Source organism: Paraburkholderia sp. JPY419, assembly GCF_050435705.1.
GTDB classification, from domain to species: domain Bacteria; phylum Pseudomonadota; class Gammaproteobacteria; order Burkholderiales; family Burkholderiaceae; genus Paraburkholderia; species Paraburkholderia youngii.
In genome coordinates this window covers 3,449,508-3,474,440 of the sequence record NZ_JBNDKV010000002.1, presented here as the reverse complement: position 1 = coordinate 3,474,440, position 24,933 = coordinate 3,449,508, and the positions used below count along the sequence as shown (strand labels likewise).

The window sequence follows — 24,933 nt, the reverse complement described above, 5'->3', positions numbered from 1 at the left end:
GAATTATACGCGATACCACCCCGGTTTTCACTGCGCGAACAGCAGCTTAGCGAATTTCAGACGATTTTTTACCGCTCCGGCACGCGCCGATTTCGCTTCGCTTTTCGCGTCGAGTTCGATCGGGTTTCGTTTGCGCGTTCGCAGGCAAACGCTGGACCCTTGGCCGGCGGCCATTGGCGATCGAGCGACGCGAATGCAGGATCGAACAAGACGCCCCGTCCGCGAACCCGCTATTCTGCCGCCCATTCCAGTTTATCCAGCAGGGGCAGTCGATGCAGCGCGGTGTCATATATGGGGTCATGGCCGGAGCCTTGTGGGGCATGGTGTTTCTGGTGCCGCGGGTGCTGCCCGACTTCTCCCCTCTGCTGCTCGTCGCCGGCCGCTATTCGATGTACGGCGTGGTGTCGCTCGCCGCGGCGTTGCCAATCGCGCGCTCGCTCGCCAAACGGCTGAGCCGCGAGGACCTGATCGCGCTCGTCAAGCTCGCGCTGGCCGGCAACATCGTCTATTACCTGCTGCTGACGGCCGCCGTGCACCTGATCGGGATCGCGCCGGCCTCGCTGATCGTCGGCGTGCTGCCAGTCACCGTCACGCTGATGGGCCGGCGCGATCACGGCGCCGTGCCGCTCGCGCGCCTCGCATGGCCGCTCGCGACCGTGATGGCGGGCATCGTGTGCATCAATATCGACGTGTTTACGGTGGCCGGTGCGGCGCCGGTGAGCATCGCGACGCGCTTGCTCGGCGTCGCCTGCGCGGTGGGTGCGCTCCTTTGCTGGAGCTGGTTCGCGGTTGAAAACGCCCGCTACCTGCAGCGTCAGACGCATTTCAGCGGCAACGAGTGGTCGGTGCTGTGGGGCGTCGTGACGGGCGCGCTCGGCGGCGCGTTGTGGCTGGTGGTCGCGGTGCTGCCGGCCGGCGGCCAGCAGGGCCAGCTGGCCGATGCCCGCTGGCACACGTTCTGGCTGCTCAACCTGGTGCTCGCGATCGGCGCGTCGTGGCTCGGCAACGGTCTGTGGAATGCCGCGGCAAAACGGCTGCCGCTGACGCTGTCCGGCCAGATGATCGTGTTCGAGACGCTATTCGCGCTGCTCTACGCGTTCATTTACGACGAGCGCCTGCCGCGCCCGCTCGAACTCGCGGCGATCCTGCTGCTGGTGGCGGGGGTCTGGTGGTCGGTGCGCCGACATTCGGACGAAGATTCGTCGGGTACGGCGCGCATCGAGGGCATGGACGAGACGGCGCAAACGGCGGCGCCTTGAGGTGATGTGACGTGATGATGTGACACGGGCGGCGGGCGAAAAAATTCACCGCCCCGCCGACTCGCGCCGCCTAGCGCGAATCCTTGTTCAACCAGCGCCGCCCCTCGATCGACCCAGCCTTGCGCGTCTTTTCGACGCGCCGTTGGCGCGACACCTTCGGATCGACCAATAAAGGCCGGTAAATCTCGACGCGATCATGGTCGGCCAGCACCGTATCGAGCGGCTTGAGCTTGCCGAACACACCCACCTTCTGCGTGTTCAGATCGATAGACGGAAAACGCTGCAGAATCCCGCTTGCGTCGATCGCCTGCTTCAGCGTCGCGCCCGCGGGCAACTCGACCGCAATCAACGCCTGCTCGCCGGCGAGCGCATAGCAGACCTCAACCGTTAGCCGCGCGCTCATGCCTGACCATAGCGCTGATTGGCGCGCTTCACGAAAGATTCGACGAAGGTATTGGCGATGTGATTGAACACCGGCCCGATGATCTTCTCGAGCAGGATGCTGGTGAACTCGTAGTGCAGCGCGAATTCGATCTTGCACGCATCCGCGCGCAGCGGCGTGAAGCGCCAGAAACCGGTGAACTTGCGAAACGGACCGTCGGCGAATTCCATGTCGATGCGCGTGGGGCGCTCCATCGAGTTGCGCGTGGCGAAATGCTGCTTGATGCCCTTGAAGTTGATATCGATCCGCGCCTCCATGCTGGTGTCGTCCCGGTGACGAATTTCGATGCCGCCGCACCATGGCAGGAAGTTGGGGTAATCGTCGACGTCGGTGACGAGGTCGAACATCTGTTCCGCCGAATGGCGAATCAACACGGTTTTCTGGACATCTGCCATAAATTGAACAGCGCGTGGCAAGGGTGGATGAGCGCGGCGGGCTTTCCTTGTCCCGCTTTGCTAAAATCGTAATTTTAAACGAGTTGGGCACTTTCCATTCATGAGCATCATCGACAACAGAAAAGCCTTCTACGACTATTCGGTCGAGGAACGCTATGAGGCCGGCCTCGTGCTCGAAGGATGGGAGGTCAAGGCGTTGCGCGCGGGGCGCGGCCAGATCAAGGAAGGCTACGTGGTGATCCGCAACGGCGAGTTGTTTCTGATCGGCACGCACATCAGCCCGCTGCCCGAAGCGTCGACGCACATCCATCCCGATCCGGTGCGCACGCGCAAGCTGCTGCTGCATAGCGAGGAAATCAGCAAGCTGATCGGCAAGGTCGAGCAGCGCGGCTACACGCTCGTGCCGCTGAATTTTCACTACAAGAACGGTCGCGTCAAATGCGAGATCGGCCTCGCAAAGGGCAAGAAGATGCACGACAAGCGCGAGACTGAGAAGAAGCGCGACTGGGAGCGCGAGAAGGCGCGTTTGATGCGCTCGCCGACGTAAGCGCCATTCGTTTGCGGCTCACGCAGAAAAATGGCCCGCACATCGATGTGCGGGCCATTTGCTTTTTGTCACGCGCTCATTGCGCGCCGATTGCTGAGTTCGTCAGCGCAGGTCGCTTCGCGGCGGCTCCGCTGCCGCCCTTCCCTTGTTCACGATCGTCAGCGCAGACGCGATCATCGAACTAATGTTCGACATGTCGCCCGGCACGATCAGTGTCGTGCCCTGCTTCGCGAGGTTCGAAAACGCGTTCACATACTGTTCGGCCACCTTCAGATTGACCGCGTCCATGCCGCCGTTCAGTTGGATCGCCGCGGCGATCTTCTGGATCGCCTGCGCGTTCGCCTCGGCCACCGCCAGAATCGCCGCGGCCTGGCCCTGCGCCTGGTTGATCGCCGCCTGCCGCTCGCCTTCGGACGTCTGGATCGCCGCCTCGCGGCCGCCCGACGCGATATTGATCTGCTCCTGCTTGCGCCCTTCCGAGGCCGCGATCAGCGCGCGCTTCTCGCGCTCGGCGGTGATCTGCGCCTGCATTGCGTGAAGGATTTCCTTCGGCGGCGTCAAATCCTTGATCTCATAGCGCAGCACTTTTACGCCCCAGTTAGAGGCCGCCTCGTCGAGCGCGGACACGATGCTGTGATTGATGAAATCGCGCTCTTCGAAAGTCCGGTCGAGCTCCAGCTTGCCGATGACCGAGCGCAGCGTGGTCTGCGACAACTGCGTGATCGCGAACACGAAGTTGCTCGATCCGTACGATGCCTTCATCGGATCGGTGACCTGGAAATACAGCACACCGTCGACCTGAAGTTGCGTGTTGTCGCGCGTGATACAGACTTGACTCGGCACTTCGAGCGGAATTTCCTTCAGCACGTGCTTGTACGCGACCCGATCGACGAACGGAAACGCGAAGCTCAGCCCCGGCGTCAGCGTCGCGTGATAGCGGCCGAGGCGCTCGAGCACCCACGCATGCTGCTGCGGCACGATCTTGATGGTCTGCGACGCGAGCACGATCACGACGATCAGCAGCACTGCCCCGACGATGGTTGAATCCATATCGCTACCCTCCGCTTCTGCTTCGAATTGTTGTGCGCAGGTTGGTCGGGCCTGCGTGTTCAGATTAGGCTCTGGTGCTTCACTTTGTGAAGGGACATCGATGAGCGCGTGTGGCGAACACCGCACCCAACACTCGGGTTCAGATCGTCAGGTCGCGCTCGCGCGCGCCTTCGGCTGCCGGCTCGCGACGACGACCAGACAACTACCGCGCAACTCCCTGATCTCGTAGACCTGTGCGTCTTCAGGCTCGCCCGCGGCCAGCTCGACGTCCCATGCGGCGCCACGATAGGTCGCGCGTGCTTTGCGGCCCTGCCAGGCCGGCACGTTCAACGTCTGCCCGATGTCCAGATTGACATCGGGATTGCGCGACGCCTGCTCGCGCCTGCGACGGGCAAAGCGCGAGCGTCTGAGCGCCACGACCGCCGCAAGCGCGACCAGCGCCGCCACCACGAACTGCAGATCGGGCCCGGCGCCGGCAATGCGCGCAAGCGCGGCCGCGACGAAGCCGAACGCGATCATCAACAGATAGAAGGTGCCGCTCATCAGCTCCAGCACGACAAGCACACCCGCCCCGATCCACCAGAACAGTCCACCAGGCGCCACGTCGACCTCCATAAAGCAAAACACCCCGGATCTACCGGGGTGTTTATAGCACGAAGCGGACGTGCCTTTAACGCGTGCTAAATGCCGCTTGCGAAGCGGCATTCGATACCTCGCGAGTTACGCCTTTGCCTTTGCCAGCTGCTGCCACGTATCGATGATCGTGTCGGGGTTCAGCGAGATCGACTTGATGCCTTCGTCCGTCAGCCACTGCGCGAAGTCCGGGTGATCCGAAGGACCCTGACCGCAGATACCGACGTACTTGTCCAGACGCAGACAGGTTTCGATTGCGCGCTTCAACATGAACTTGACCGCCGGATCGCGCTCGTCGAAATCGACGGCGAGCAGTTCCATGCCCGAGTCGCGGTCGAGGCCGAGCGTGAGTTGCGTCAGGTCGTTCGAGCCGATCGAGAAACCGTCGAAGTACTGCAGGAACTCTTCGGCGAGGATCGCGTTCGACGGCACTTCGCACATCATGATCAGGCGCAGGCCCTTCTCGCCGCGCTTCAGGCCGAACTTTGCGAGCAGCCCGACAACGCGCTCCGCCTGCTTCAGCGTACGCACGAACGGCACCATGATCTCGACGTTGTCGAGGCCCATCTCTTCACGCACCTTCTTCAGCGCGACGCATTCCATCTGGAACGCCTCGGCGAAGTCTTCGGCGATATAGCGCGATGCGCCGCGGAAGCCCAGCATCGGGTTTTCCTCGTCCGGCTCGTAGCGCGAACCGCCGATCAGCTTCTTGTACTCGTTCGACTTGAAGTCCGACATACGCACGATGACGGGCTTCGGATAGAACGCCGCCGCGATCGTCGCGATGCCTTCGGTCAGCTTGTCGACGTAGAACGCGCGCGGCGACGCGTGACCGCGAGCGACGCTTTCGACCGCCTTCTTCAGGTCCTGATCGACGTTCGGGTACTCGAGGATCGCCTTCGGGTGCACGCCGATGTTGTTGTTGATGATGAACTCGAGACGCGCGAGACCCACGCCTGCGTTCGGCAGTTGCGAGAAGTCGAACGCGAGCTGCGGATTGCCGACGTTCATCATGATCTTCACCGGAATCGGCGGCAGTTCACCGCGCTGCACTTCGGTGACTTCCGTTTCGAGCAGGCCGTCGTAGATCTTGCCTTCGTCGCCTTCCGCGCACGACACGGTGACGAGCGCGCCGTCCTTCAGCACGTCGGTCGCGTCGCCGCAGCCGACCACCGCCGGCACGCCCAGCTCACGCGCGATGATCGCCGCGTGGCAGGTGCGGCCACCACGGTTCGTGACGATCGCCGACGCACGCTTCATGACCGGCTCCCAGTTCGGGTCGGTCATGTCGGCGACGAGCACGTCGCCCGGCTGCACGCGGTCCATCTCCGACGGATCGTGGATCACGCGCACCGGACCCGCGCCGATCTTCTGACCGATCGCACGGCCCGTTGCCAGCACGTTCGACTGGCCCTTCAGCTTGAAGCGCTGCTCGGCCTTGCCGCCGCCCTGGCTCTTCACCGTTTCCGGACGCGCCTGCAGGATGAAGATCTTGCCGTCGCGGCCGTCCTTGCCCCACTCGATGTCCATCGGACGCTGGTAGTGCTTTTCGATGATGACCGCGTACTTCGCGAGTTCAATCACGTCTTCGTCGGTGATCGAGAAACGGTTGCGCTGCTCGTGCGCGACGTCGACGGTCTTCACGCGGCCCGGCTCGCCCGGCTTCGTGAACTCCATCTTGATCAGCTTCGAGCCGATCGAGCGGCGGATGATCGGGTACTTGCCCTGCGCGAGCGTGGTCTTGAAGACGTAGAACTCGTCCGGATTCACCGCGCCCTGCACGACGGTTTCGCCGAGGCCATAGCTCGACGTGATGAAGACCGCGTCCTTGAAGCCCGATTCGGTATCCAGCGTGAACATCACGCCGGCGGCGCCGACGTCCGAGCGCACCATGCGCTGCACGCCCGCCGACAACGCGACTTCAGCATGCGTAAAGCCCTTGTGGACGCGATAGGAGATAGCGCGGTCGTTGTACAGCGACGCGAATACGTGCTTCATGCGATCGAGCACGTCGTCGATGCCGACCACGTTCAGATAGCTTTCCTGCTGACCGGCGAACGATGCGTCGGGCAGGTCTTCCGCGGTCGCGGACGAACGCACCGCAAACGACAGCTCTTCGGGCGAGCTCTTTTGCAGCGTGTCGAACCCCGCGCGAATGTCAGCCTCGAGCTGCGGCTGCAGCGGCGCGTCGACGATCCATTGACGGATCTCCTTGCCCGCTTCGGCGAGCGCCTTCACGTCGTCGACGTCGAGCGTCTCGAGACGTTTGGCGATGCGTTCGGTCAGATTGTTGTGCTGCAGGAAGTCACGGAACGCGAGCGCGGTGGTCGCGAAGCCGGTCGGCACGCGCACACCGGCTTCCGCGAGCTGGCTGATCATCTCGCCCAGCGACGCGTTCTTGCCGCCGACGATTTCCACGTCGGTCATCCGCAACTGCTCGAACGGAACTACATACGCCTTGTCCTTTGCGCCGGTAACTGCGTTAGTCATACAAGCCCCTAAGTGTGAAAGAAATTCACGACTGTGCAAGTGGGCTTGAACACGGGCAGCCCATTAGAAGCTCGACCCCGTGTCTTGCACAACCTGTTAGATAAGCCCAATCGCCGTTAAGGCAGAGATGCGTTGCATGGAGACGCCGGCCGCGAGCGTGACCGAGACGGCGGCGGCGAAGAACGCCAATCAACGCACTTACCGCCCGATCTCTTACGTTCAACGCATATCTACGCCAGATGACGTGAGGTTGAACGACCGTTCGCGGTAATTTAGCGACCAATCGCCTGCAATTGCTTATCCAACAGGTTGCCGCTATTCTACCGTGCCGACTCCCCAAATGTGGCAGTCGGTCGAGAATTGCGTCTCGAATCGCGACCCGGCCCAGCCAGCCGGCTTTTGCGAGGCCGGCCGCGCGCCGCTGCGCGGTTTGATCCAAGCGCGTTCCAGCGCCGCGCTTTGTTTGTTCATTTGCCTTTCACGTTCACAGCCCCACTGATGCCGCCCACCGTATTCATCGTCTCAGACGGTACCGGGATCACTGCCGAAACCTTCGCGCATTCGATCCTCTCCCAGTTCGACCAGAAATTCCGCCTGGTCCGCGTGCCATTCGTCGACTCGACCGAGAAGGCCTACGCAACGCTCGAAAAAATCAACGAGGCGGTCGTGCAGGACGGCCGTCGTCCGATCGTGTTCACCACGCTCGTCGATAGCTCGTCGAATCAGATCGTGAAGGATTCGAACGCACTCGTGCTCGACATGTTCCAGACCTTCGTCGAGCCGCTCGAGCAGGAGCTGGAACTGAAGTCGAGTCACGCGATGGGCCGCGGCCACCAGAACGCGGACACCGAGGAGTACAAGAACCGGATCGAGGCCATCAATTTCTCGCTCGCGCACGACGACGGTCAATCGAACCGCAATCTCGCGGACGCCGACGTGATCCTCGTCGGCGTGTCGCGCAGCGGCAAGACGCCGACGAGCCTTTATCTGGCGATGCAGTACGGCGTGAAAGCGGCGAACTATCCGCTAATTCCGGAAGATTTCGAACGCGGCAAGCTGCCCACGCCGCTGCTCGAGCATCGGCAGAAGATGTTCGGGTTGTCGATCGATCCGCAGCGGCTGTCGGAGATCCGCAACGAACGGCGGCCGGGCAGCAAGTACGCGGCGCTGGAAAACTGCCGCTATGAGATCAACGAAGCGGAAGCGATGATGCGGCGCGAGGGGATCAAGTGGCTGTCGTCGACGCACAAGTCGATCGAGGAGATCGCGACGACGATCCTGCAGGAGATCAAGCTGGATCGGCCGTCGTATTGAGCGACCGCCGAGCAGGCGTAGCGTTGCCGGCCAGCGCCCGCGCAACGCCACTGACGTCTACTTTTTACGGCCGCGCTGCTGCCGGCACTGCTCGAACACGCAGACGGCCGCCGCGGCCGCCACGTTCAGCGATTCCATGCCGCCAGGCTGCGGAATCGTCACCCGCAACGACACGGCATCGCGCCACACCTGCGACACGCCCGCCCCTTCGTTGCCGAATACCCACGCGAGCGGCCTGCTCAGGTCGCACTCATAAATCGCTTCGGCGCCGTGCGAATCGGTGATGACGATCGGGACCGCGAGACGTTCGATCAACGCACTCGCGTCGACATCCTCATGAATCTGCAACAGGAAGTGCGCGCCCATGCCGGAGCGCAGCACCTTCGACGACCACGCGTACGCGGTGCCCGGCGCGCAGAACACGTGCTCGATACCCGCGGCCGCCGCGCTGCGCAGAATCGAGCCGACGTTGCCCGCGTCCTGCACACCGTCGAGCACCAGACAGTTTTGCTCGACGCGCTCGGGCAGCGGCGCATCCAGCTTCTCGACGAGCAGCAGAATTCCGACGCCATGCACGACATTCGACAACTGTCCGAATAACGCATCCGGCAGTGTCACTAGCCGATGCTCGTCGATGCGCGAAACGATCGCCTGCGCTTCGTCGTGACGCAGCGCGCCGTCGGTGACGACGCAGAGCTCCGGCTGACCGGCGACGTCGAGATACGCGCTCGCGAGATGGAAGCCCTCGAGCAGCGCGTGGCCGCTGCGGCGCTGTTGATGCGTCGAGCCGGCCAGTGCCTTCAGGCGCTTGTAGAGCGGATTGTCCCGCGAGGTGATGGCTTTCACAGGCAGCGAAGGCGGTGAGAAATGGAAATGGGAGCAGCGACGAATCAGTGGCAAATCAGTGGCAAATCAGCGGCGCTCGAACGCGAACCGCGTTCGAGCCGCGCTGATGGGGTCGATCACGGGAGCCCGGCCTCGCCGAATGCATCGTCGTCGAGCAGCAGCGCCTCGGCCACGATGACGGCGTCCGCCGATGGCAACGGCACGCCTGTGCCGAACCGCAGATGCGCTTCGCGCACCGGCGCGAACGAGCGCCGATGATGCTCGCACGGCCCATGATCGCGCAGCGCCGCGAGATGCTGCGGCGTGCCGTAGCCGGCATGCGCGTCGAAGCCATACACGGGATACGCCTCGTGCAGTTCGAGCAGCATGCGGTCGCGCGCGACCTTCGCGAGAATCGACGCCGCCGAAATGCTCTTCACGAGCGCGTCGCCGCCGATCACCGCCTCGCTACGGATGCTGAGCGTCGGGCAACGGTTGCCGTCGACCTTCACGAGCGTCGGCACGACCGACAGGCCCTCGACCGCGCGCTTCATCGCGAGCATGGTGGCGTGCAGGATGTTCAGCGAATCGATTTCCTCGACCGTCGCCGATGCGATGCAATACGCGAGCGCGCGATCGACGATCTTGTCGTACAGCGCTTCACGCTTGAGTGCGGTGAGCGCCTTCGAATCGTCGAGGCCGCGGATCATCGGTTTGGTCGGATCGAAAATCACCGCCGCCGCGACGACCGGTCCGGCCAGCGGTCCGCGCCCTGCTTCGTCGACGCCGCAGACGATGTCGTCGGCGCTCTCGAAGTTCAGGCCGGCTTGCGCGACCACCCGAACGGCGGCCGCGGTCTTGCGGCGAGGCGCGCGCGGGGGGGTCATGGCCGCCCCGCCCGTTGCTCGACGACGCTTGCCACGACTTCGGCCGCGCGCTGCGCGGTGTTCTGCTTCAGCACGTGGTGCATCTCCGTGAAGATTTCCTTCAGCGTGCGCCGGTTCGCTTCGTCGCGCAACTGTTTCAGCGTCGCCTCGGCGAGCGCCTGCGGCGTCGCGAAGTGCTGCAGGATCTCCGGCACCACGAAACGCCCGGCCAGGATGTTCGGCAGGCCGACGTACGGCAGATAGCCCTGGCGGCGCATGATCTGACCGGTCAGCCAAGGCACCTTGTACGAAATCACCATCGGCTTTTTCAACAGCGCGGCTTCCAGCGTGACGGTGCCGCTCTTCACGAGAATCGCGTCGGCGGCGGTCATCGCGAGTTGCGACTGGCCGTCGATGATGGTCAGCGCGAGGCCCGGGTGCGCATCGACGAGCGGCTGCAGGAGCGCGCGCAACGCGGGCGTCGCCGCCGGCATCACGAAGCGCACGCTGGGCTCCTGGTGCTGCATCATCTCCATCGCCGCGAAGAACGTCGGGCCGATCAGGTCGATCTCGGAGCGCCGGCTGCCCGGCAGCACCGCGATCACCGGCCCGCCTTCCGCCAGACCGAGAGCGCGGCGCGCGCCGAGCGTGTCGGGTTCGAGCGGGATCTGATCGGCCAGCGGATGCCCGACGTACGACGCCGCGACGCCCGCCTTTTCGAGCAGCGCGGTTTCGAACGGGAACACGCACAGCATGTGGTCGACCGCCTTGGCGATCTTCTTGATGCGCCCGCCACGCCACGCCCAGATGGACGGGCAAACGAAGTGCACGGTCGGAATGCCGGCGTCGCGCAGCGCATGCTCGAGCCCGAAGTTGAAGTCGGGCGCGTCGACGCCGACGAACACGGACGGCGGCTCGGCAAGCAGCTGACGCTTGAGCTCGTTGCGGATACCGAGGATTTCGGGGATGTGCCGCAGTGCTTCGACATAGCCGCGCACCGTCAGCTTTTCCATCGGCCAGTGGGCGTCGAAGCCGGTGGCGATCATGCGCGGACCGCCGATGCCGTAGTACTGCGTGGCGGCCGGCAGCCGGCTGGCGAGACCGTCGAGCAGCGACGCGGCGAGCAGGTCGCCGGACGGCTCGCCGGCCACCATCGCGATGCGCGGCGGACTGGGTTGCAACGTCATCGGTTAGCGGATGATGCCGCGCTGCGACGCTTCGACGAATGCGAGCAGCGTCTGCACCGGGGCGTCGCCGTCACCGCCGGCCGAACCGAGTTCCTTCAATTGCACCTTCGCTTCTTCGAGCGACAGGCCGTTCTTGTACAGCACGCGATATGCGGAGCGCAGCACCGAGATCGCGTCAGCCGAGAAACCGCGGCGGCGCAGCCCTTCGACGTTGATGCCGTGCGGCTCGGCCTTGTTGCCCGCGGCGATCACATAGGGCGGCACGTCCTGCACGAGCGCCGACGCCCCGCCGAGCATCGCATGCGCGCCGATGCGCACGAACTGATGCACGCCGGACATGCCGCCGATGATCGCATGGTCGCCGATCGTCACATGGCCGGCCATTTGCGCGTTGCTCGACAGGATCACGTTGCTGCCGACGTGGCAGTCGTGACCGATGTGCACGTAGGCCATGATCCAGTTGTCGTCGCCGAGCGTGGTGACGCCCGCATCCTGCACCGTGCCGGTGTGGATCGTCGTGAATTCGCGGATCGTGTTGCGGTTGCCGATCACGAGCCTGGTCGGCTCGTCCCGGTACTTCATGTCTTGCGGACGGCCGCCGACCGATGCGTAATGGCCGATGCGGTTGTCTTCGCCAATCGTGGTATAGCCTTCGATCACGCTGTGCGAGCCGACCGTGCTGCGCGCACCGATCGTTACGTGTGCGCCGATCACCGCATAGGGCCCGACTTCGACGGATTCGTCGAGCTGCGCTCCCGCTTCGATGATCGCGGTGGGATGGATCCTGCTCATGCGTCCTCGCTTCTGATTCTGTTGCGTTGTGTGGATGGCCTTGCCGCCGGGGCGCGCACCTGCCGTGCCACGCCGCGACCTGCCCGGACGCCAGCTTTACGCGTCTTTGTCCGTGTGGCGCACCGCGCACATCAGATCGGCTTCCGCCGCGACGACGCCATCCACTTCGGCGCGCGCCTTGAACTTCCAGATGCCGCGCATGTGACGCTCGAACGTGCAGTTCAGGATCAGCTGATCGCCCGGTTCCACCACGCGCTTGAAGCGCGCGTTGTCGATGCCGACGAACAGATACAGCGTGTTCGACGGATCGCTCGGCTCTTCCGAGAACGTCAGCAGCGCCGCGGTCTGCGCGAGCGCTTCGAGGATCAGCACGCCTGGCATCACCGGCCGCGTCGGGAAATGTCCCTGGAAATACGGCTCATTGATCGACACGTTCTTCAGCGCTTTGATGCTCTTGTGCGGTTCGAGTTCGAGCACCCGGTCGACCAGCAGGAACGGATAACGATGCGGCAGCAGCGTGAGAATCTTATGAATGTCGAGATTGATTTTTTCGGTGCTCATGGTGTTTCTGCTCACGCATTGACTGCGCGATGATGACTGCGGATGCTGGTGCAGGTGGGTTGAAAACGCGCGCGACCGGCGCCTTGGATGACCGGTGGCCGTGCCACCCGGTCACGGCCACTGGCTTTGCGTCCTGATGCTCGACCGCTATTTTACGCGGTGCCGGTGGGTCGCCGGGACAACTATCAGATCTTGTTGCCTGCGGGTTGACCTCCAGCACCGTCAGTGGCACTGCCGGCCTTGTCGGCGGCGGCGCTCTCCAGCGCCTTGATGCGATCGCGAAGCTTGTCGATATTACGCAGCAGCGCGGCGCTCTTGTTCCAGTCCGCGTGGTTCACGGCCGGGAACGCACTCGTATACATGCCGGGCTTCAGCAGCGATTTCGACACGCCCGACTTCGCGGTGACGATCACGTTATCGGCCAGCGTCACGTGTCCGGCAATGCCGACCGCGCCGCCGATCATGCAGTGACGCCCGATGGTCGTGCTGCCCGCGATGCCCGCACAGCCCGCGATCACCGTGTAGGCGCCGACCTTGCAGTTGTGGCCGATCTGCACGAGGTTGTCGATCTTCACGCACTCCTCGATGATCGTGTCGGCCATCGCGCCGCGGTCAATCGTAGTGTTCGCGCCGATCTCGACGTCGTTCGCGATCGACACGCCGCCGACCTGCGGAATCTTCACCCAGCTGCCGGTGCGCGCGTCGCCCTCGCCGACGAAGTCGGGCGCGAAGCCGAAGCCATCCGAGCCGATCACCGCGCCCGCGTGCACGATCACGCGCTCGCCGAGCTTGCAGCCGTGGTACACGGTCACGTTCGGATACAGATGCGCGTTCGCGCCGACACGCGTGCCGCGGCCGATCACAACGTTGGCGTCGAGCCGCGCATGCTCGCCGATCACCGCGCCCGCTTCCACGGTGACACGCGGACCGATCACCGCGCTCGCGGCGACCTGCGCGGAAGGGTCGATGGTTGCGCTCGGATGCACACCGGGGACGGGCTTCGGCGCGGCGAGGTCGATGAAGGTTTGCGCGATGCGCGCGAAGTAAGCGTAGGGATTCGGCGTGACGATGAAGTTTCGACCTTCGCGCGAGGCGAGCTTCGCGAGGTCGCCGGCATTGATCAGCACCGCGCCGGCGCGGGTCGTTTCGACTTGCGACAGATATTTCGGATTGGCGAGGAACGCCAACTGGTCCGGGCCTGCCTGGTCGAGCGGCGCGAGACTGCTCACGCGCTGCGACCCGTTACCGACAACCTCACCGCCGAACCGCTGGACGATGTCCTCGAGCTTAAATGCCATGCCTATCCTGTCTCCAACCTGTTCAATCATTGCGAGGGCGCGCGCCAACGCGCGCGGGGCGACCGTGCGCCGCCCTTGGTTGCCCTTAGTTGCCCGATGCCGCCAGTGCCTTCAGCACCTGGTCGGTGATATCGATGCGCGGGCTCACATACACCGCTTCCTGCACGATCAGATCGTAGTGCTGCGTTTCGGCGATCTGCTTGATGACCTTGTTTGCGCGATCGAGCACCGCCGCGAGTTCCTCGTTGCGGCGCTGGTTCAGGTCTTCGCGGAACTCACGCTGCTTGCGCTGGAAGTCCGAGTCGAGCTGCGACAGGTCGCGCTGCTTCTGCGCGCGATCGGTCGCCGACATTGTCGCGCCATTCTTGTCGAGTGCATCGGACATCGACTTGAGCTTTTGCGCCATGTCGGCGAGATCCTTGTCCCGCTTCGCGAATTCGGCCTCGAGCTTCAGCTGCGCGGCTTTCGCCGCAGCCGATTCGCGCAGGATGCGGTCGGAATTCACCGCGGCGATTCTCGCCTCCTGCGCGTGCGCCATGCCGACCCCGAGGGTCATTGCCAGCGCCAATGCGCACGCTACACGTTTCGAAAACATACCGGTTAGCAAAGTCATCCTCTCGATACTGTAGTTTGGCCGGGCTCGCCGCCGGGAGCGCCCGCCGCCGCAGCCGGCCGCCGGGAGCGCCCGCCGCCCAATCAGAACGCGGTCCCGATCTGGAACTGGAACTTCTGATACTGGTCGCCCGTGTGCTTCGTGAGCGGGAAGCCAAGGCTCAACTTGAGCGGACCGATCGGCGAGATCCACGCGAGACCCACACCGTAGCCGTAACGCAGACCGTTCGCGCCAGTCGACGTCGCTGCCGTGCTCGCGTCCGCCCAGACGTTACCAGCGTCCAGGAAGGTGAACACACGCAGCGTGCGGTCATAACCGGTCCCGGGCAGCGGGAACGTCAACTCGATATTGCCCACCAGCAGCTTCGAGCCGCCGATCGGGTCGCCGGTCGTTTTGTCACGCGGACCCAGTGAGCTCGGCTCGTAACCACGCACCGAACCGATACCGCCCGCGTAATAGTTCTTGAAGATAGGATAAGGCTTGCCAGCAAGGCCGTTACCATAGCCGCCCTGGAAGTTGAAGCCCAGCACAAAGCCGCGCGCAAACGAGTAATAGTACTGCGCGTTGATGTCGGCCTTGTAATACTGGGTACCGCCGATCGGCGTGCCGTATTCTGCGTTCGCCTGCGTGAAGTAGCCGCGGCTTGGCACGAGCGCGCTGTCGCGCGCATCACGCGACCAGCCAATCGTAAGCGGCACGTTGTTCGACACCCGGCCGAAGTCATTCACGTATTGCTTATATGAAGCCGGGGTATTTGCATCGACGTCCAGCTGGTTCTGTTCGAAGCCCGCGCCGAAGTAGACGGTATCGACTTCGGAGAACGGAATGCCGAACTTGAGGTCACCGCCCATCGTGACGATCTTGAAGCTCGAATCGGTCGAGTAGTACAGCGGCTGGTAGGTACGGTAGTAGACGTCGGTGATCCGCTTGATGCCGTCCACCGTGAAGTACGGGTCGACCTGCGTGACCGTCAGCGTACGGTACGTCTTCGCTGTATTGATGTTCACCGCGAGGCTCGTGCCGGAGCCGAACACGTTGTCCTGCGAGATACCCGCCGACAGCACCACCTTGTCCGTCGACGAGAAACCTGCGCCGAGCGTAATCGCGCCGGTCGGCTTTTCGGCGACCTTCACGTCGATGTCGACCTGGTCGGGCGTGCCTTCGACCGGCACCGTGGTCACGTCGACGTCGGTGAAGTAGCCGAGACGATTGATGCGGTCCTTCGACAGCGAGAGGCGGTTCGAATCGAACCATGAGCTTTCGAGCTGGCGCATTTCGCGGCGCACCACTTCGTCGCGCGTGCGCGTGTTGCCGACCACGTTGATGCGGCGCACGTACACGCGACGGCTCGGGTCGACCTGCAGGGTCAAGTCCACCGTGTGGTTGTTCTGGTCGATCTGCGGCTGGGCATTGACGGTCGCGAACGCGTAACCGTATTCGCCGAGCTTGTCGACGATCGCCTTCGTGGTGGCCTGCAGCTTTTCGGCCGAGAAGCGGTCGCCCGGCTTGATCTTGATGAGCTTCTTCAGCTCCGCTTCGCGGTCGAGCAGATTGCCGGCGAGGCGGATGTTCGAAATCGTGTACGGCTGGCCTTCATGCAGCGTGATGGTCAGGTACATGTCCTTCTTGTCCGGCGAGATCGACACCTGGGTCGATTCGATGCTGAACTCGAGGAAGCCGCGATTCAGGTAGAACGAGCGAAGGTTCTCGAGGTCGCCGGTGAGCTTGTCTTTCGCGTACAGGTCGTTCTTGGTGTACCACGAGAACCAGTTCGGCGTGGACAACTGCATTTCGTCGCGCAGCGTGCCGGTGCTGAATGTCTTGTTGCCGATGAAGTTGATCTGGCGGATCTTCGCGCTCGGACCTTCGGCCACCGAGAATAGGATGCCGACGCGGTTGCGGTCGATCGGCGTGATCGTCGTGGTGACTTCGGCCGCGTAGAAACCGCGCGTCAGGTACTGGCGCTTCAATTCCTGCTCGGCCTTGTCGACCAGCGCCTTGTCGAAGTAGCGGCCTTGCGACAGCCCGACCGCGCGCAGCGCCTTGATCAGGTTATCCTTTTCGAACTCGTGAATGCCGGCGAAATCGATCGTGCCGATGGCCGGGCGCTCCTGCACCTGCACCACCACCACGTTACCTTCGGTTGCGATCTTGACGTCGTTGAAGAAGCCCGTCGCGTACAGCGCGCGAATCGCTTCAGAAGCCTTGTCGTCGGAAAAGGTATCGCCCTGTTTGATGGGCAGGTACGCGAACACCGTACCCGGTTCGACGCGTTGCAATCCCTCAATGCGAATGTCTTGCACCACGAAGGGCGTCGTTGCATGAGCAACCAGCCCATGCGCGGCGAACGCCGCGGCTATAACCGTCTTTGGACCAAAGCGATGAGGTTTGAACAACGTGCTTCCCCAGTGTGTATAGCTGCATCAGGCCTGGCGGCCGCCCTCGAGAACGCCGCCGGACACTTTAAAAATGGATTAAACGAGCCAGATCGTTGAACAGCGCAATCGCCGACAACGCGACGATGCAGGCAAGACCCGCCCTCTGAAAAACGAGTTGCCAGCGATCAGAGACAACTTTACCGGTCACAGCTTCAACCAAATAATATAACAGATGACCCCCGTCCAATACCGGAATTGGTAGCAGGTTCAGCACGCCAAGGCTAATGCTGACAAGGGCCAGGAACGACAAAAACGCGGAAGGACCCAGACGTGCGCTCTTTCCCGCGTAGTCGGCGATCGTCACTGGACCGGACAGGTTCTTCAGCGATGCCTCGCCGACGATCATCCGGCCAAACATCCGCACCGAGTACACCGCGAGATCCCACGTGCGGCGCGCGCCGAGGCGCAGGCTGTCGAGCGGGCCGTAGCGCACTTCGATCGACGGCACCTGGGTCGCCAGCTCCGCGCCGATGCGGCCGATCTGCTGCCCGCTCGCCGCATCGCGCTGCAGTTGCGGCACGATCGTGATCTCTTCGAGCGCGCCCGCCGTATGTCCGCCGCGGCCGCCGCGCTCTACCCGCAGCGTGACCGGCACGCCGGCGTGCGATTTTACAAAGGCGATGAAGGCCGCGGCATTATCGGTCGGCGTACCGTTGATCGCACGCAGCCGGTCGCCCGCGACGAGCCCCGCCTTCTGCGCGGCGCTGCCCGCCTGTACGCCGGCTACCGTCAGCTTGCCGCCACCTGGCTCGAAGCCGAGGCGCGACAACAGATCGTCGTCGATGTCTTTCTCGCCGATGCCGCGCAGGTCCATCGGAAAATCGGAGGTGCCGTGCCCGTCTTTTGCACTGAGCACGATGCGCTGCTGATCGAACGCGGCACCGAGCAGCTTCCAGCGCAGATCCGACCACGAGCGCACTGGCTCGGTCTCGTCGCTATGGCCGGTGCGCACACCGACGATCGTCTCGCCGCCCTCGAAGCCCGCCAGCGCGGCGGGTGTATTCGGCGCGGGCGTGGCGATCACGGCCGCCGGTTCGGTCACGCCAGTGGCGAACACGAGTGCGAACAGCACGATCGCAAGCAGGAAATTCGCGACGGGACCGGCCACGACGATCGCAAAGCGCCGCCACACCGACTGGCGATTGAACGCATGCGGCAGATCCGCGTCGGCAACCGAGCCGGGGCCGGCCTCGCGCTCGTCGAGCATCTTCACGTAGCCGCCTAGCGGCAGCGCGGCAATCGTCCACTCGGTGCCCGTCTTCCGACTGACCCACTGAACCAGCGGCTTGCCGAAGCCGATCGAAAAACGCAGCACCTTCACGCCGCACAGACGCGCGACGCTGTAGTGCCCGTACTCGTGGACCACCACGAGTACGCCAATCGCAACCGCGAAAGCGAGCAGTTCGATCAGCAGATTCATAAACGCCTCACTGGACGGCGCGTTCCGTGCGACGGACGCCGTCGGGCAGACGCGCGATGAATTCGGTAGCAGCACGGCGCGCCGCAGCGTCCGCTTCGATGACGTCGTCGAGCGCGTGCGCGCTGCGGTTCGGCAATCCGTTCAGCACCGAGTCGACCACCTGCGCAATCGCCATGAAGCCGATGCGGCGCGCGAGGAACGCCTCCACCGCGATCTCGTTGGCGGCGTTCAACGCCGCGCTCGCGACACCGCCTGCGGCCAGCGCCTTCATCGCGAGCGCGAGGCACGGGAAGCGCGCGTAGTCGGGTTTTTCGAACGACAGCGACGCAATCTCCGCGAGATCGAGCTGCGCAACGCCGGAATCGACGCGATCCGGAAACGCGAGTGCATGCGCGATCGGCGTGCGCATGTCGGGGTTGCCGAGCTGCGCGAGCACCGAGCCGTCCGCGTACGACACCAGCGAATGAATCACGCTCTGCGGATGGATCAGCACGTCGATGCGCTCGCCGGGCAGATTGAACAGCCAATGAGCCTCGATCACTTCGAGGCCCTTGTTCATCATCGTCGCCGAGTCGACCGAGATCTTGCGGCCCATCACCCAGTTCGGATGCTTGCAGGCTTCGTCAGGCGTCACGTCGACGAGCGTGGCCGGTTCGCGCGTGCGGAAGGGGCCGCCCGACGCGGTCAGGATGATCTTCGAGACGCCGCCATGCAGCGATGCTTCGCGCGGCAGGCATTGGAAAATCGCGTTGTGTTCGCTGTCGACCGGCAGCAGGACCGCGCCGTTGTCGTGCACCGCGTCCATGAAGATCGCGCCGGACATCACCAGCGCTTCCTTGTTCGCGAGCAGAATGCGTTTGCCGGAGCGCGCCGCGGCGAGGCTGGGCGCGAGACCCGCTGCGCCGACGATCGCCGCGACCACCGTGTCGCAGCCCTCGCTCTTCGCGACGTCAACGAGCGCCTGCGGTCCGTACGTGACCTCGGTCTTGCTGCCCGCATCGCGCAGCTTCGCGGCGACCTTCGCGGCCGTGTCGGCGTCGCCGACCACCGCCACTTCGGGCGCGAAGCGCAGGCATTGCTCGACGAGCTTGTCGCCGTTGCGATGCGCGCTCAGCGCGTAAATGGAAAAACGCTCGGGATGGCGCGCAACCACGTCGAGCGTACTGTCTCCAATCGAGCCCGTGGAACCGAGCAATGTCAGACGTTTTTGCATATCTCTTTTCTCTAGCCGAGCAGCAGCATCGCGAGCGGCAGCACCGGCAACAATGCGTCGATGCGATCGAGCACGCCGCCGTGCCCCGGCAACAGGCCGCTCGAGTCTTTGACGCCGGCCTGGCGTTTCATCATCGATTCGAACAGATCACCGACCACGCTGAAAACCACCAGCAGGGTCAGCGCGAGCACCGTGCGTAACGCGCCCAGTTGCGCCAGCAGCGCAGAATACAGGGTCGGCTCGAACGCGTGCAAAAAGATCGCCGCCGCCGCGACGATCATGACCAGCAACCAGCCGCCGATCGCGCCCTCCCAGGTTTTACCCGGACTGATGGCGGGTGCCAGCTTGTGCTTGCCAAACGCCTTCCCGGAGAAGTATGCGCCGATATCGGCGAGCCATACCAACAGCAGCAGCGACAGAACGAACGGCACACCGAGCATGCGCGCGGCGACGAGAGCATGCCAGCACGCGATGAAACCGACGATACCGGCAAGAAACAGAAAGGCGCGCCACGCGCCCTGCGCGAGCACCGGCTTGCGCAGCAGCACGAAAGGACCGCCGATCACCCAGAAAATCGCCGCCGCCTGGAAGAATGGCCGCGCATGCTCGGTGCCAATGCCCAGCCGCGTGCTGGTGACGAGCCCGAGCGCCGCGACGAGCGCGTACAGCACCGGACCCGCGCCGCCGAGCTTCAGCAGGCGCGCCCACTCCCACGCGGCGAACACGACTACGAACGCGATCAGCGCGCCGAACGCGCCGACCGGCGCGAACAGCGTGACAGGCAGGAACACTGCCAGCAGCACGATCGCCGTGATGACACGGGTTTTTAGCATGGAAGCGAATCGACGTTCTGCGATTGCGGCTCGAGCTGAGCACTGGTGCGGCCGAAGCGGCGTTCCCGCTCGGCGTACGAAGCGATGGCGTGACCGAGCGCGTCGGCGTCGAAATCCGGCCAGAACGTGTCGGTGAAATAGAACTCGGTGTAGGCGAGCTGCCACAGCAGGAAGTTGCTGACGCGGCGCTCGCCGCCGGTGCGGATGAACAGGTCGGGCTCGGGCGCATAAGCCATCGACAGATGCTCAGCGAACGCGTCCTCGTTGACCTCGACCGGTTTACCGGCCGCAGCCGCCTGCTCGACGAGCTTGCGGGTGGCCTGCATGATGTCCCAGCGACCGCCGTAGTTCGCGGCGATGGTCAGCGTGAGACGGGTATTGCGCGCGGTCTTGGTTTCCGCCCGCTTGATCAGATCACGGATCTTGTCGTCGAAACGCTCGAGATCGCCGACCACGCGCAAACGGATGCCATTCGCGTGCAGCTTGCCGATCTCGCGCTCGAGCGCGGTGACGAACAGGCGCATCAGGAACGACACCTCCTCGTTCGGACGGCGCCAGTTCTCCGAACTGAACGCGAACAGCGTCAGATATTCGACGCCCCGCCGCGCGCACGCCTCGACGGCCGCCCGCACCGCGTCGACGCCGCGCGTATGGCCCGCCACGCGCGGCAGACGCCGCTGGGTGGCCCAACGGCCGTTGCCATCCATGATGATCGCGATATGTCGCGGCACCGCGGCGACTTCAGGCACGCGCACGGTTGAGCTGGTATAGGTCATGGCCGTCGGGACAGTAATGCCAGTAAAGAAGTGGAAATCAGAAAGACTGAGCCGAACGGCGTCAGACCGTCATGATCTCGGCTTCTTTCGTCGTGACGAGCTTGTCGATTTCAGCGACGAACTTGTCCGTCAGCTTCTGGACGTCGTCGCCGGCACGACGCTCATCGTCTTCTGAAATTTCCTTGTCCTTGACGAGCTTCTTCAGTTGCTCGTTGGCGTCGCGACGCAGGTTGCGCACGGCCACCTTGGCCGTTTCGGCTTCGCTGCGCACGACCTTGGTCAGCTCGCGGCGACGCTCTTCGGTCAGCGCGGGCATCGGAACGCGAATCACGTCGCCGTGCGTAGCCGGGTTCAGACCGAGGTCCGACTCGCGGATCGCCTTTTCGACGACCTGAACCATCTTCTTTTCCCACGGCTGCACGCCGATCGTGCGAGCGTCGATCAGCGTCAGGTTCGCGACCTGCGAAATCGGCACCGGCGAGCCGTAGTAGTCGCACTGGATATGATCGAGCAGGCCCGTGTGCGCACGGCCAGTGCGGATCTTCGACAGGTCGTTCTTGAACGCGTCGATGGAGCGCTGCATCTTCTGTTCAGCGCCCTTCCTGATATCAGCCACAGACATTTTTAAACCTCCGAACCTTCAAAACGGTGCGAGCCGCCCGGCACGCGCGATGCGGCGGCCCGGGCTCGCGTCAAAGCCCATGTAATGTAAACGAAGTTTACACGTGGACGAGTGTGCCCTCGTCCTCACCTAGCACGATGCGCTTCAGCGCACCGGGTTTGACGATCGAAAACACGCGGATCGGCAGCTTCTGGTCGCGGCACAGCGCAAAAGCCGTCGCGTCCATCACCTGCAGATTGCGGCCGATTGCCTCGTCGAAACTGATCGTGGTGTAACGGGTCGCGCTCGAATCCTTCTTCGGGTCGGCTGAATAGACGCCGTCCACCTTGGTTGCCTTCAGCACCACTTCCGCGCCGATTTCCGAGCCGCGCAATGCAGCGGCCGTGTCGGTCGTGAAGAACGGGTTGCCGGTACCGGCCGCGAAAATCACGACCTTACCTTCCTCGAGCTGGCGGATCGCGCGGGGCCGGATATACGGCTCGACGACCTGGTCCATGCGCAGCGCGGACTGCACGCGCGCCTCGATGCCAGCATGGCGCATCGCGTCCTGCAGCGCCAGCGCGTTCATCATCGTGGCGAGCATACCCATGTAGTCGGCAGTCGCGCGGTCCATACCCGCCGCGCCGCCCGCGACGCCGCGAAAGATATTGCCGCCACCGATCACCACGGCCAGCTGCGTTCCGAGACGGACCACTTCGGCCACGTCCGCCACCATTCGTTCGATGGTCGCGCGATTGATGCCGAAGGCATCGTCGCCCATCAGAGCTTCACCGGAGAGTTTGAGCAGGACGCGTTTATAGGCAGTGGGCATAGAGGTATCCAGATCGCGCAGAACAGGGCAACAACAAGGGACTAATGTAGGGGTGAAATACTGATTCGGGCAAGCTCCGCCAAATTGGCGAACCCAAGGGTTCGCCAGCGGCGGCCGCGCGGCGAGGGTCAACCCGTGCGCGGCCTTGCGGTGCTGCCGACCGCGGCGAGGTCTTGCCTCGCCGCGGGTCAAAACGGTACGGCTGTGAAACTTAGCTAACGCTTATTGTTGCTTTGCAGCAGCGACCTGAGCGGCCACTTCCGCAGCGAAGTCGTCCTGCTTCTTCTCGATGCCTTCGCCGACCACGAACAGTGCGAACTTCTGCACGCTCGAGCTGGCCGCCTTCAGCATCTGCTCGATCGTCTGCTTGTCGTTCTTAACGAACGTCTGGTTCAGCAGCGACACTTCCTTCAGGTACTTCTGCACGCTGCCATCGACCATTTTGGCGACGATTTCAGCCGGCTTGCCCGATTCGGCAGCCTTCTGTTCAGCGATGCTGCGCTCCTTGGCGATCAGGTCCGCCGGAACGTCGTCCGACGACAGCGAAACCGGCTTCATCGCGGCGATGTGCATTGCCACGTCCTTGCCGACCTGCTCGTCCGCGCCGGTGTACTCGACCAGCACGCCGATGCGCGTGCCGTGCAGGTACGCGGCCAGCTTGTTGGCGGTTTCGAAGCGCTCGAAACGGCGGATCGACATGTTTTCGCCGATCTTGCCGACCAGCGCGAGACGGACTGCGTCGACGGTCGAGCCGTCGAGCGGGAGCGCCGACAGCGCGGCGACGTCAGCCGGGTTTTGCGTCGCGACGAGCTCGGCGACCTTCTTCGAAAACGCGAGGAAGTCGTCGTTCTTCGAGACGAAGTCGGTTTCGCAGTTCAGCTCGACGAGCGAACCAGCGTTGCCGCCGATGAACGATGCGACCACGCCTTCAGCCGTCACGCGCGATGCCGCCTTGCTCGCCTTGTTGCCGAGCTTCACACGCAGCAGCTCTTCAGCGCGCGCCAGATCGCCGTCGGCTTCCGTCAGCGCCTTCTTGCATTCCATCATCGGCGCGTCGGTCTTCGCGCGCAGTTCTGCAACCATGCTTGCGGTAATTGCCGCCATCATTTGCTCCTTGAGTTCTGTCTGTCACACGCCGCCCGCACTTCGATGCCGGCGGCAGGAATTCGTTTCAGCGTTTTCGCGTATTTTTGCGAGCGACGCGTGTCACGCCACCTTGGACACTCTGCCAGATGTCCGTTACAACATCTGTTACAAGCGTCGCGGCTTAAAAAAAGGGGGCCTGTAGAAAGCCCCCTTTTATGTCGGACACTGGGCAGCCTTACGCTTCCGGGTTGACCTCGACGAACTCGTCGCCGTCGCCGCCACGTGCTGCCTGGACCACTTCGTTGACCGCATTGGCACGGCCTTCGAGGATCGCGTCGGCCACACCAGCCGCGTACAGGGCGACGGCCTTGCTGGCGTCGTCGTTACCCGGGATCACGTAGTCCACACCTTCCGGCGAGTGGTTCGTATCGACCACGGCGATGACCGGAATGCCGAGCTTGTTCGCTTCGGTCACGGCAATCTTGTGGTAGCCGACGTCAACCACGAAGATCGCGTCCGGAATGCCGCCCATGTCCTTCACGCCGCCGATCGACTTCTGCAGCTTGGCCATTTCGCGCTCGAACAGCAGCGCTTCCTTCTTGCTCATGCGCTCGGTTTCACCGGCTTCCAGCGCCGCTTCCATGTCCTTCAGGCGCTTGATCGATACCTTCAGCGTCTTGAAGTTGGTCAGCATACCGCCGAGCCAGCGTGCGTTCACGAACGGCATGCCAGCGCGCTGCGCTTCCTGGGCGATCGTGTCGCGTGATTGACGCTTCGTACCGACGAACAGGATCGTGCCGCGGTTCGATGCCAGCTGACGCGCGTACTTCAGCGCGTCGTTGTACATCGGCAGCGTCTTTTCGAGGTTGATGATGTGAATCTTGTTGCGATGACCGAAAATGAAGGGAGCCATCTTCGGGTTCCAGAAGCGGGTCTGGTGACCGAAGTGGACACCTGCTTCCAGCATTTGACGCATCGTAACTGCCATGAAATTCTCCACGAGGGTTGGGTCTTAAGCCGGCTGCCGTATCGGCCGCGCCCGCCTTTGTTTTGGCTGGAACGCGGCGACACCCTGGGTGCACCGGTTTGCGAATTGGTTGCCTGACACTGCTTTCTCCAGCTCACGACGTCAGCAACCGGATTGCCGCGAGAAGCCGGTTCCGCCCAGTTGCCATGCGCGAATTTGCGGACTCGCGAATAAAAGCGGACTAGGACCGACTTAGCCAAAGAGTATAACACGCGACTATCGACCGACTCAACCGACCCAACCACCGGCGGATAGCCATGCGCACTGGAGCGCACAGCCGGGCTCCGAATCCGCGCTTGGCGCCCTGTGGCCCACCAATTGGCCGATTTTGATCACTTTTAGCCCATTACCGCCTGATCCAGCGCAACGAGCCCGCCCCCACTGCTGTAAAATGGCTCGATTCCGCCACCCGCGGGGGATCGTCAAGGATCGACC

The 24,933-nt window shown here is 63.5% G+C and carries 25 protein-coding genes; 3 read left to right on the top strand and 22 right to left on the bottom strand.

Translation table 11 applies throughout. The features are described from left to right. Positions 1–27: 27 nt before the first annotated feature. Positions 28–174, bottom strand: a complete 147-nt coding sequence (locus tag QFZ91_RS22160) for a hypothetical protein (protein WP_429548423.1) — start codon at positions 172–174, stop codon at positions 28–30. Between the two features lie 98 nt (positions 175–272). On the opposite strand from QFZ91_RS22160, the gene QFZ91_RS22155 reads away from it, so the two are divergent. Beyond that, positions 273–1,259 carry a DMT family transporter gene (locus QFZ91_RS22155; protein WP_429568421.1) on the top strand — a complete coding sequence of 329 codons (987 nt, stop codon included), beginning with the start codon at positions 273–275 and terminating at the stop codon, positions 1,257–1,259. 70 nt (positions 1,260–1,329) lie between these two features. Here QFZ91_RS22155 and QFZ91_RS22150 read toward each other — a convergent pair whose 3' ends face one another. Together QFZ91_RS22150 and QFZ91_RS22145 are read right to left on the bottom strand one after the other, a co-directional pair. Next, positions 1,330–1,662 (bottom strand): RnfH family protein, encoded by a 333-nt coding sequence (locus QFZ91_RS22150; protein WP_018435533.1) that lies wholly within the window; start codon positions 1,660–1,662, stop codon positions 1,330–1,332. Continuing rightward, positions 1,659–2,096, bottom strand: a complete 438-nt coding sequence (locus tag QFZ91_RS22145; protein ID WP_013089685.1) for a type II toxin-antitoxin system RatA family toxin — start codon at positions 2,094–2,096, stop codon at positions 1,659–1,661. The genes QFZ91_RS22150 and QFZ91_RS22145 overlap by 4 nt, the downstream gene beginning before the upstream one ends. A gap of 100 nt (positions 2,097–2,196) precedes the next feature. Here QFZ91_RS22145 and smpB point away from each other — a divergent pair, with 100 nt between their 5' ends. Then, entirely contained in the window at positions 2,197–2,643 is a 447-nt protein-coding gene (gene smpB, locus QFZ91_RS22140; RefSeq protein WP_013089686.1) for an SsrA-binding protein SmpB, read from the top strand. Positions 2,644–2,745: 102 nt separating this feature from the next. On the opposite strand, the gene QFZ91_RS22135 is transcribed toward smpB, so the two are convergent. The 3 genes from QFZ91_RS22135 to ppsA form a co-directional block, all read right to left on the bottom strand. Then, positions 2,746–3,693 carry an SPFH domain-containing protein gene (locus tag QFZ91_RS22135; protein WP_176379224.1) on the bottom strand — a complete coding sequence of 316 codons (948 nt, stop codon included), beginning with the start codon at positions 3,691–3,693 and terminating at the stop codon, positions 2,746–2,748. A 147-nt stretch (positions 3,694–3,840) separates the two neighbouring features. Then, on the bottom strand, positions 3,841–4,296 hold the full coding sequence (locus tag QFZ91_RS22130) for an NfeD family protein (protein WP_176124981.1): 456 nt from the start codon (positions 4,294–4,296) through the stop codon (positions 3,841–3,843). Positions 4,297–4,413: 117 nt separating this feature from the next. After that, entirely contained in the window at positions 4,414–6,816 is a 2,403-nt protein-coding gene (ppsA, locus tag QFZ91_RS22125; RefSeq protein ID WP_176108300.1) for a phosphoenolpyruvate synthase, read from the bottom strand. Between the two features lie 498 nt (positions 6,817–7,314). Here ppsA and ppsR point away from each other — a divergent pair, with 498 nt between their 5' ends. Next, a complete protein-coding gene (gene ppsR / locus QFZ91_RS22120; protein ID WP_013089690.1) occupies positions 7,315–8,130 on the top strand; it encodes a posphoenolpyruvate synthetase regulatory kinase/phosphorylase PpsR in 816 nt (271 codons plus the stop codon). 57 nt (positions 8,131–8,187) lie between these two features. Here the strand turns inward: ppsR and QFZ91_RS22115 are convergent, their stop codons facing one another. From QFZ91_RS22115 to rpsB, 16 genes are all read right to left on the bottom strand, one after another. After that, the gene (locus QFZ91_RS22115; RefSeq protein WP_429568420.1) at positions 8,188–8,976 is read right to left on the bottom strand and encodes a TrmH family RNA methyltransferase; all 789 of its coding nucleotides are present in this window, start codon (positions 8,974–8,976) and stop codon (positions 8,188–8,190) included. Positions 8,977–9,092: 116 nt separating this feature from the next. Next, a complete protein-coding gene (gene rnhB, locus QFZ91_RS22110) occupies positions 9,093–9,842 on the bottom strand; it encodes a ribonuclease HII (protein ID WP_429568419.1) in 750 nt (249 codons plus the stop codon). Then, positions 9,839–11,008 carry a lipid-A-disaccharide synthase gene (gene lpxB / locus QFZ91_RS22105; protein ID WP_176124977.1) on the bottom strand — a complete coding sequence of 390 codons (1,170 nt, stop codon included), beginning with the start codon at positions 11,006–11,008 and terminating at the stop codon, positions 9,839–9,841. The genes rnhB and lpxB overlap by 4 nt, the downstream gene beginning before the upstream one ends. A gap of 3 nt (positions 11,009–11,011) precedes the next feature. After that, positions 11,012–11,800 (bottom strand): acyl-ACP--UDP-N-acetylglucosamine O-acyltransferase, encoded by a 789-nt coding sequence (gene lpxA, locus QFZ91_RS22100; RefSeq protein ID WP_176108295.1) that lies wholly within the window; start codon positions 11,798–11,800, stop codon positions 11,012–11,014. Positions 11,801–11,896: 96 nt separating this feature from the next. Further along, positions 11,897–12,361, bottom strand: a complete 465-nt coding sequence (gene fabZ / locus QFZ91_RS22095) for a 3-hydroxyacyl-ACP dehydratase FabZ (protein ID WP_176108294.1) — start codon at positions 12,359–12,361, stop codon at positions 11,897–11,899. Positions 12,362–12,546: 185 nt separating this feature from the next. Then, positions 12,547–13,659: a UDP-3-O-(3-hydroxymyristoyl)glucosamine N-acyltransferase gene (lpxD, locus tag QFZ91_RS22090; RefSeq protein ID WP_429568418.1), complete on the bottom strand. Its 1,113-nt coding sequence runs from the start codon at positions 13,657–13,659 to the stop codon at positions 12,547–12,549. An 85-nt stretch (positions 13,660–13,744) separates the two neighbouring features. Continuing rightward, positions 13,745–14,266: an OmpH family outer membrane protein gene (locus QFZ91_RS22085; RefSeq protein ID WP_026225318.1), complete on the bottom strand. Its 522-nt coding sequence runs from the start codon at positions 14,264–14,266 to the stop codon at positions 13,745–13,747. Positions 14,267–14,355: 89 nt separating this feature from the next. Beyond that, the gene (gene bamA, locus QFZ91_RS22080; protein WP_176108292.1) at positions 14,356–16,668 is read right to left on the bottom strand and encodes an outer membrane protein assembly factor BamA; all 2,313 of its coding nucleotides are present in this window, start codon (positions 16,666–16,668) and stop codon (positions 14,356–14,358) included. 67 nt (positions 16,669–16,735) lie between these two features. Next, positions 16,736–18,130: an RIP metalloprotease RseP gene (rseP, locus tag QFZ91_RS22075; protein ID WP_429568417.1), complete on the bottom strand. Its 1,395-nt coding sequence runs from the start codon at positions 18,128–18,130 to the stop codon at positions 16,736–16,738. A gap of 7 nt (positions 18,131–18,137) precedes the next feature. Next, a complete protein-coding gene (locus tag QFZ91_RS22070; RefSeq protein ID WP_429568416.1) occupies positions 18,138–19,343 on the bottom strand; it encodes a 1-deoxy-D-xylulose-5-phosphate reductoisomerase in 1,206 nt (401 codons plus the stop codon). Between the two features lie 11 nt (positions 19,344–19,354). Next, complete coding sequence (locus tag QFZ91_RS22065) at positions 19,355–20,176, bottom strand: phosphatidate cytidylyltransferase (protein ID WP_176124972.1); 822 nt, start codon at positions 20,174–20,176, stop codon at positions 19,355–19,357. Next, a complete protein-coding gene (uppS, locus tag QFZ91_RS22060) occupies positions 20,170–20,952 on the bottom strand; it encodes a polyprenyl diphosphate synthase (RefSeq protein WP_176108288.1) in 783 nt (260 codons plus the stop codon). The genes QFZ91_RS22065 and uppS overlap by 7 nt, the downstream gene beginning before the upstream one ends. Before the next feature lie 61 nt (positions 20,953–21,013). Further along, the gene (gene frr, locus QFZ91_RS22055; protein WP_013089702.1) at positions 21,014–21,574 is read right to left on the bottom strand and encodes a ribosome recycling factor; all 561 of its coding nucleotides are present in this window, start codon (positions 21,572–21,574) and stop codon (positions 21,014–21,016) included. A 97-nt stretch (positions 21,575–21,671) separates the two neighbouring features. After that, on the bottom strand, positions 21,672–22,385 hold the full coding sequence (gene pyrH / locus QFZ91_RS22050; RefSeq protein ID WP_013089703.1) for a UMP kinase: 714 nt from the start codon (positions 22,383–22,385) through the stop codon (positions 21,672–21,674). A 222-nt stretch (positions 22,386–22,607) separates the two neighbouring features. Further along, the gene (gene tsf, locus QFZ91_RS22045; protein WP_176108287.1) at positions 22,608–23,489 is read right to left on the bottom strand and encodes a translation elongation factor Ts; all 882 of its coding nucleotides are present in this window, start codon (positions 23,487–23,489) and stop codon (positions 22,608–22,610) included. Positions 23,490–23,706: 217 nt separating this feature from the next. After that, positions 23,707–24,459 (bottom strand): 30S ribosomal protein S2, encoded by a 753-nt coding sequence (rpsB, locus tag QFZ91_RS22040; RefSeq protein ID WP_013089705.1) that lies wholly within the window; start codon positions 24,457–24,459, stop codon positions 23,707–23,709. Positions 24,460–24,933 lie beyond the last annotated feature (474 nt).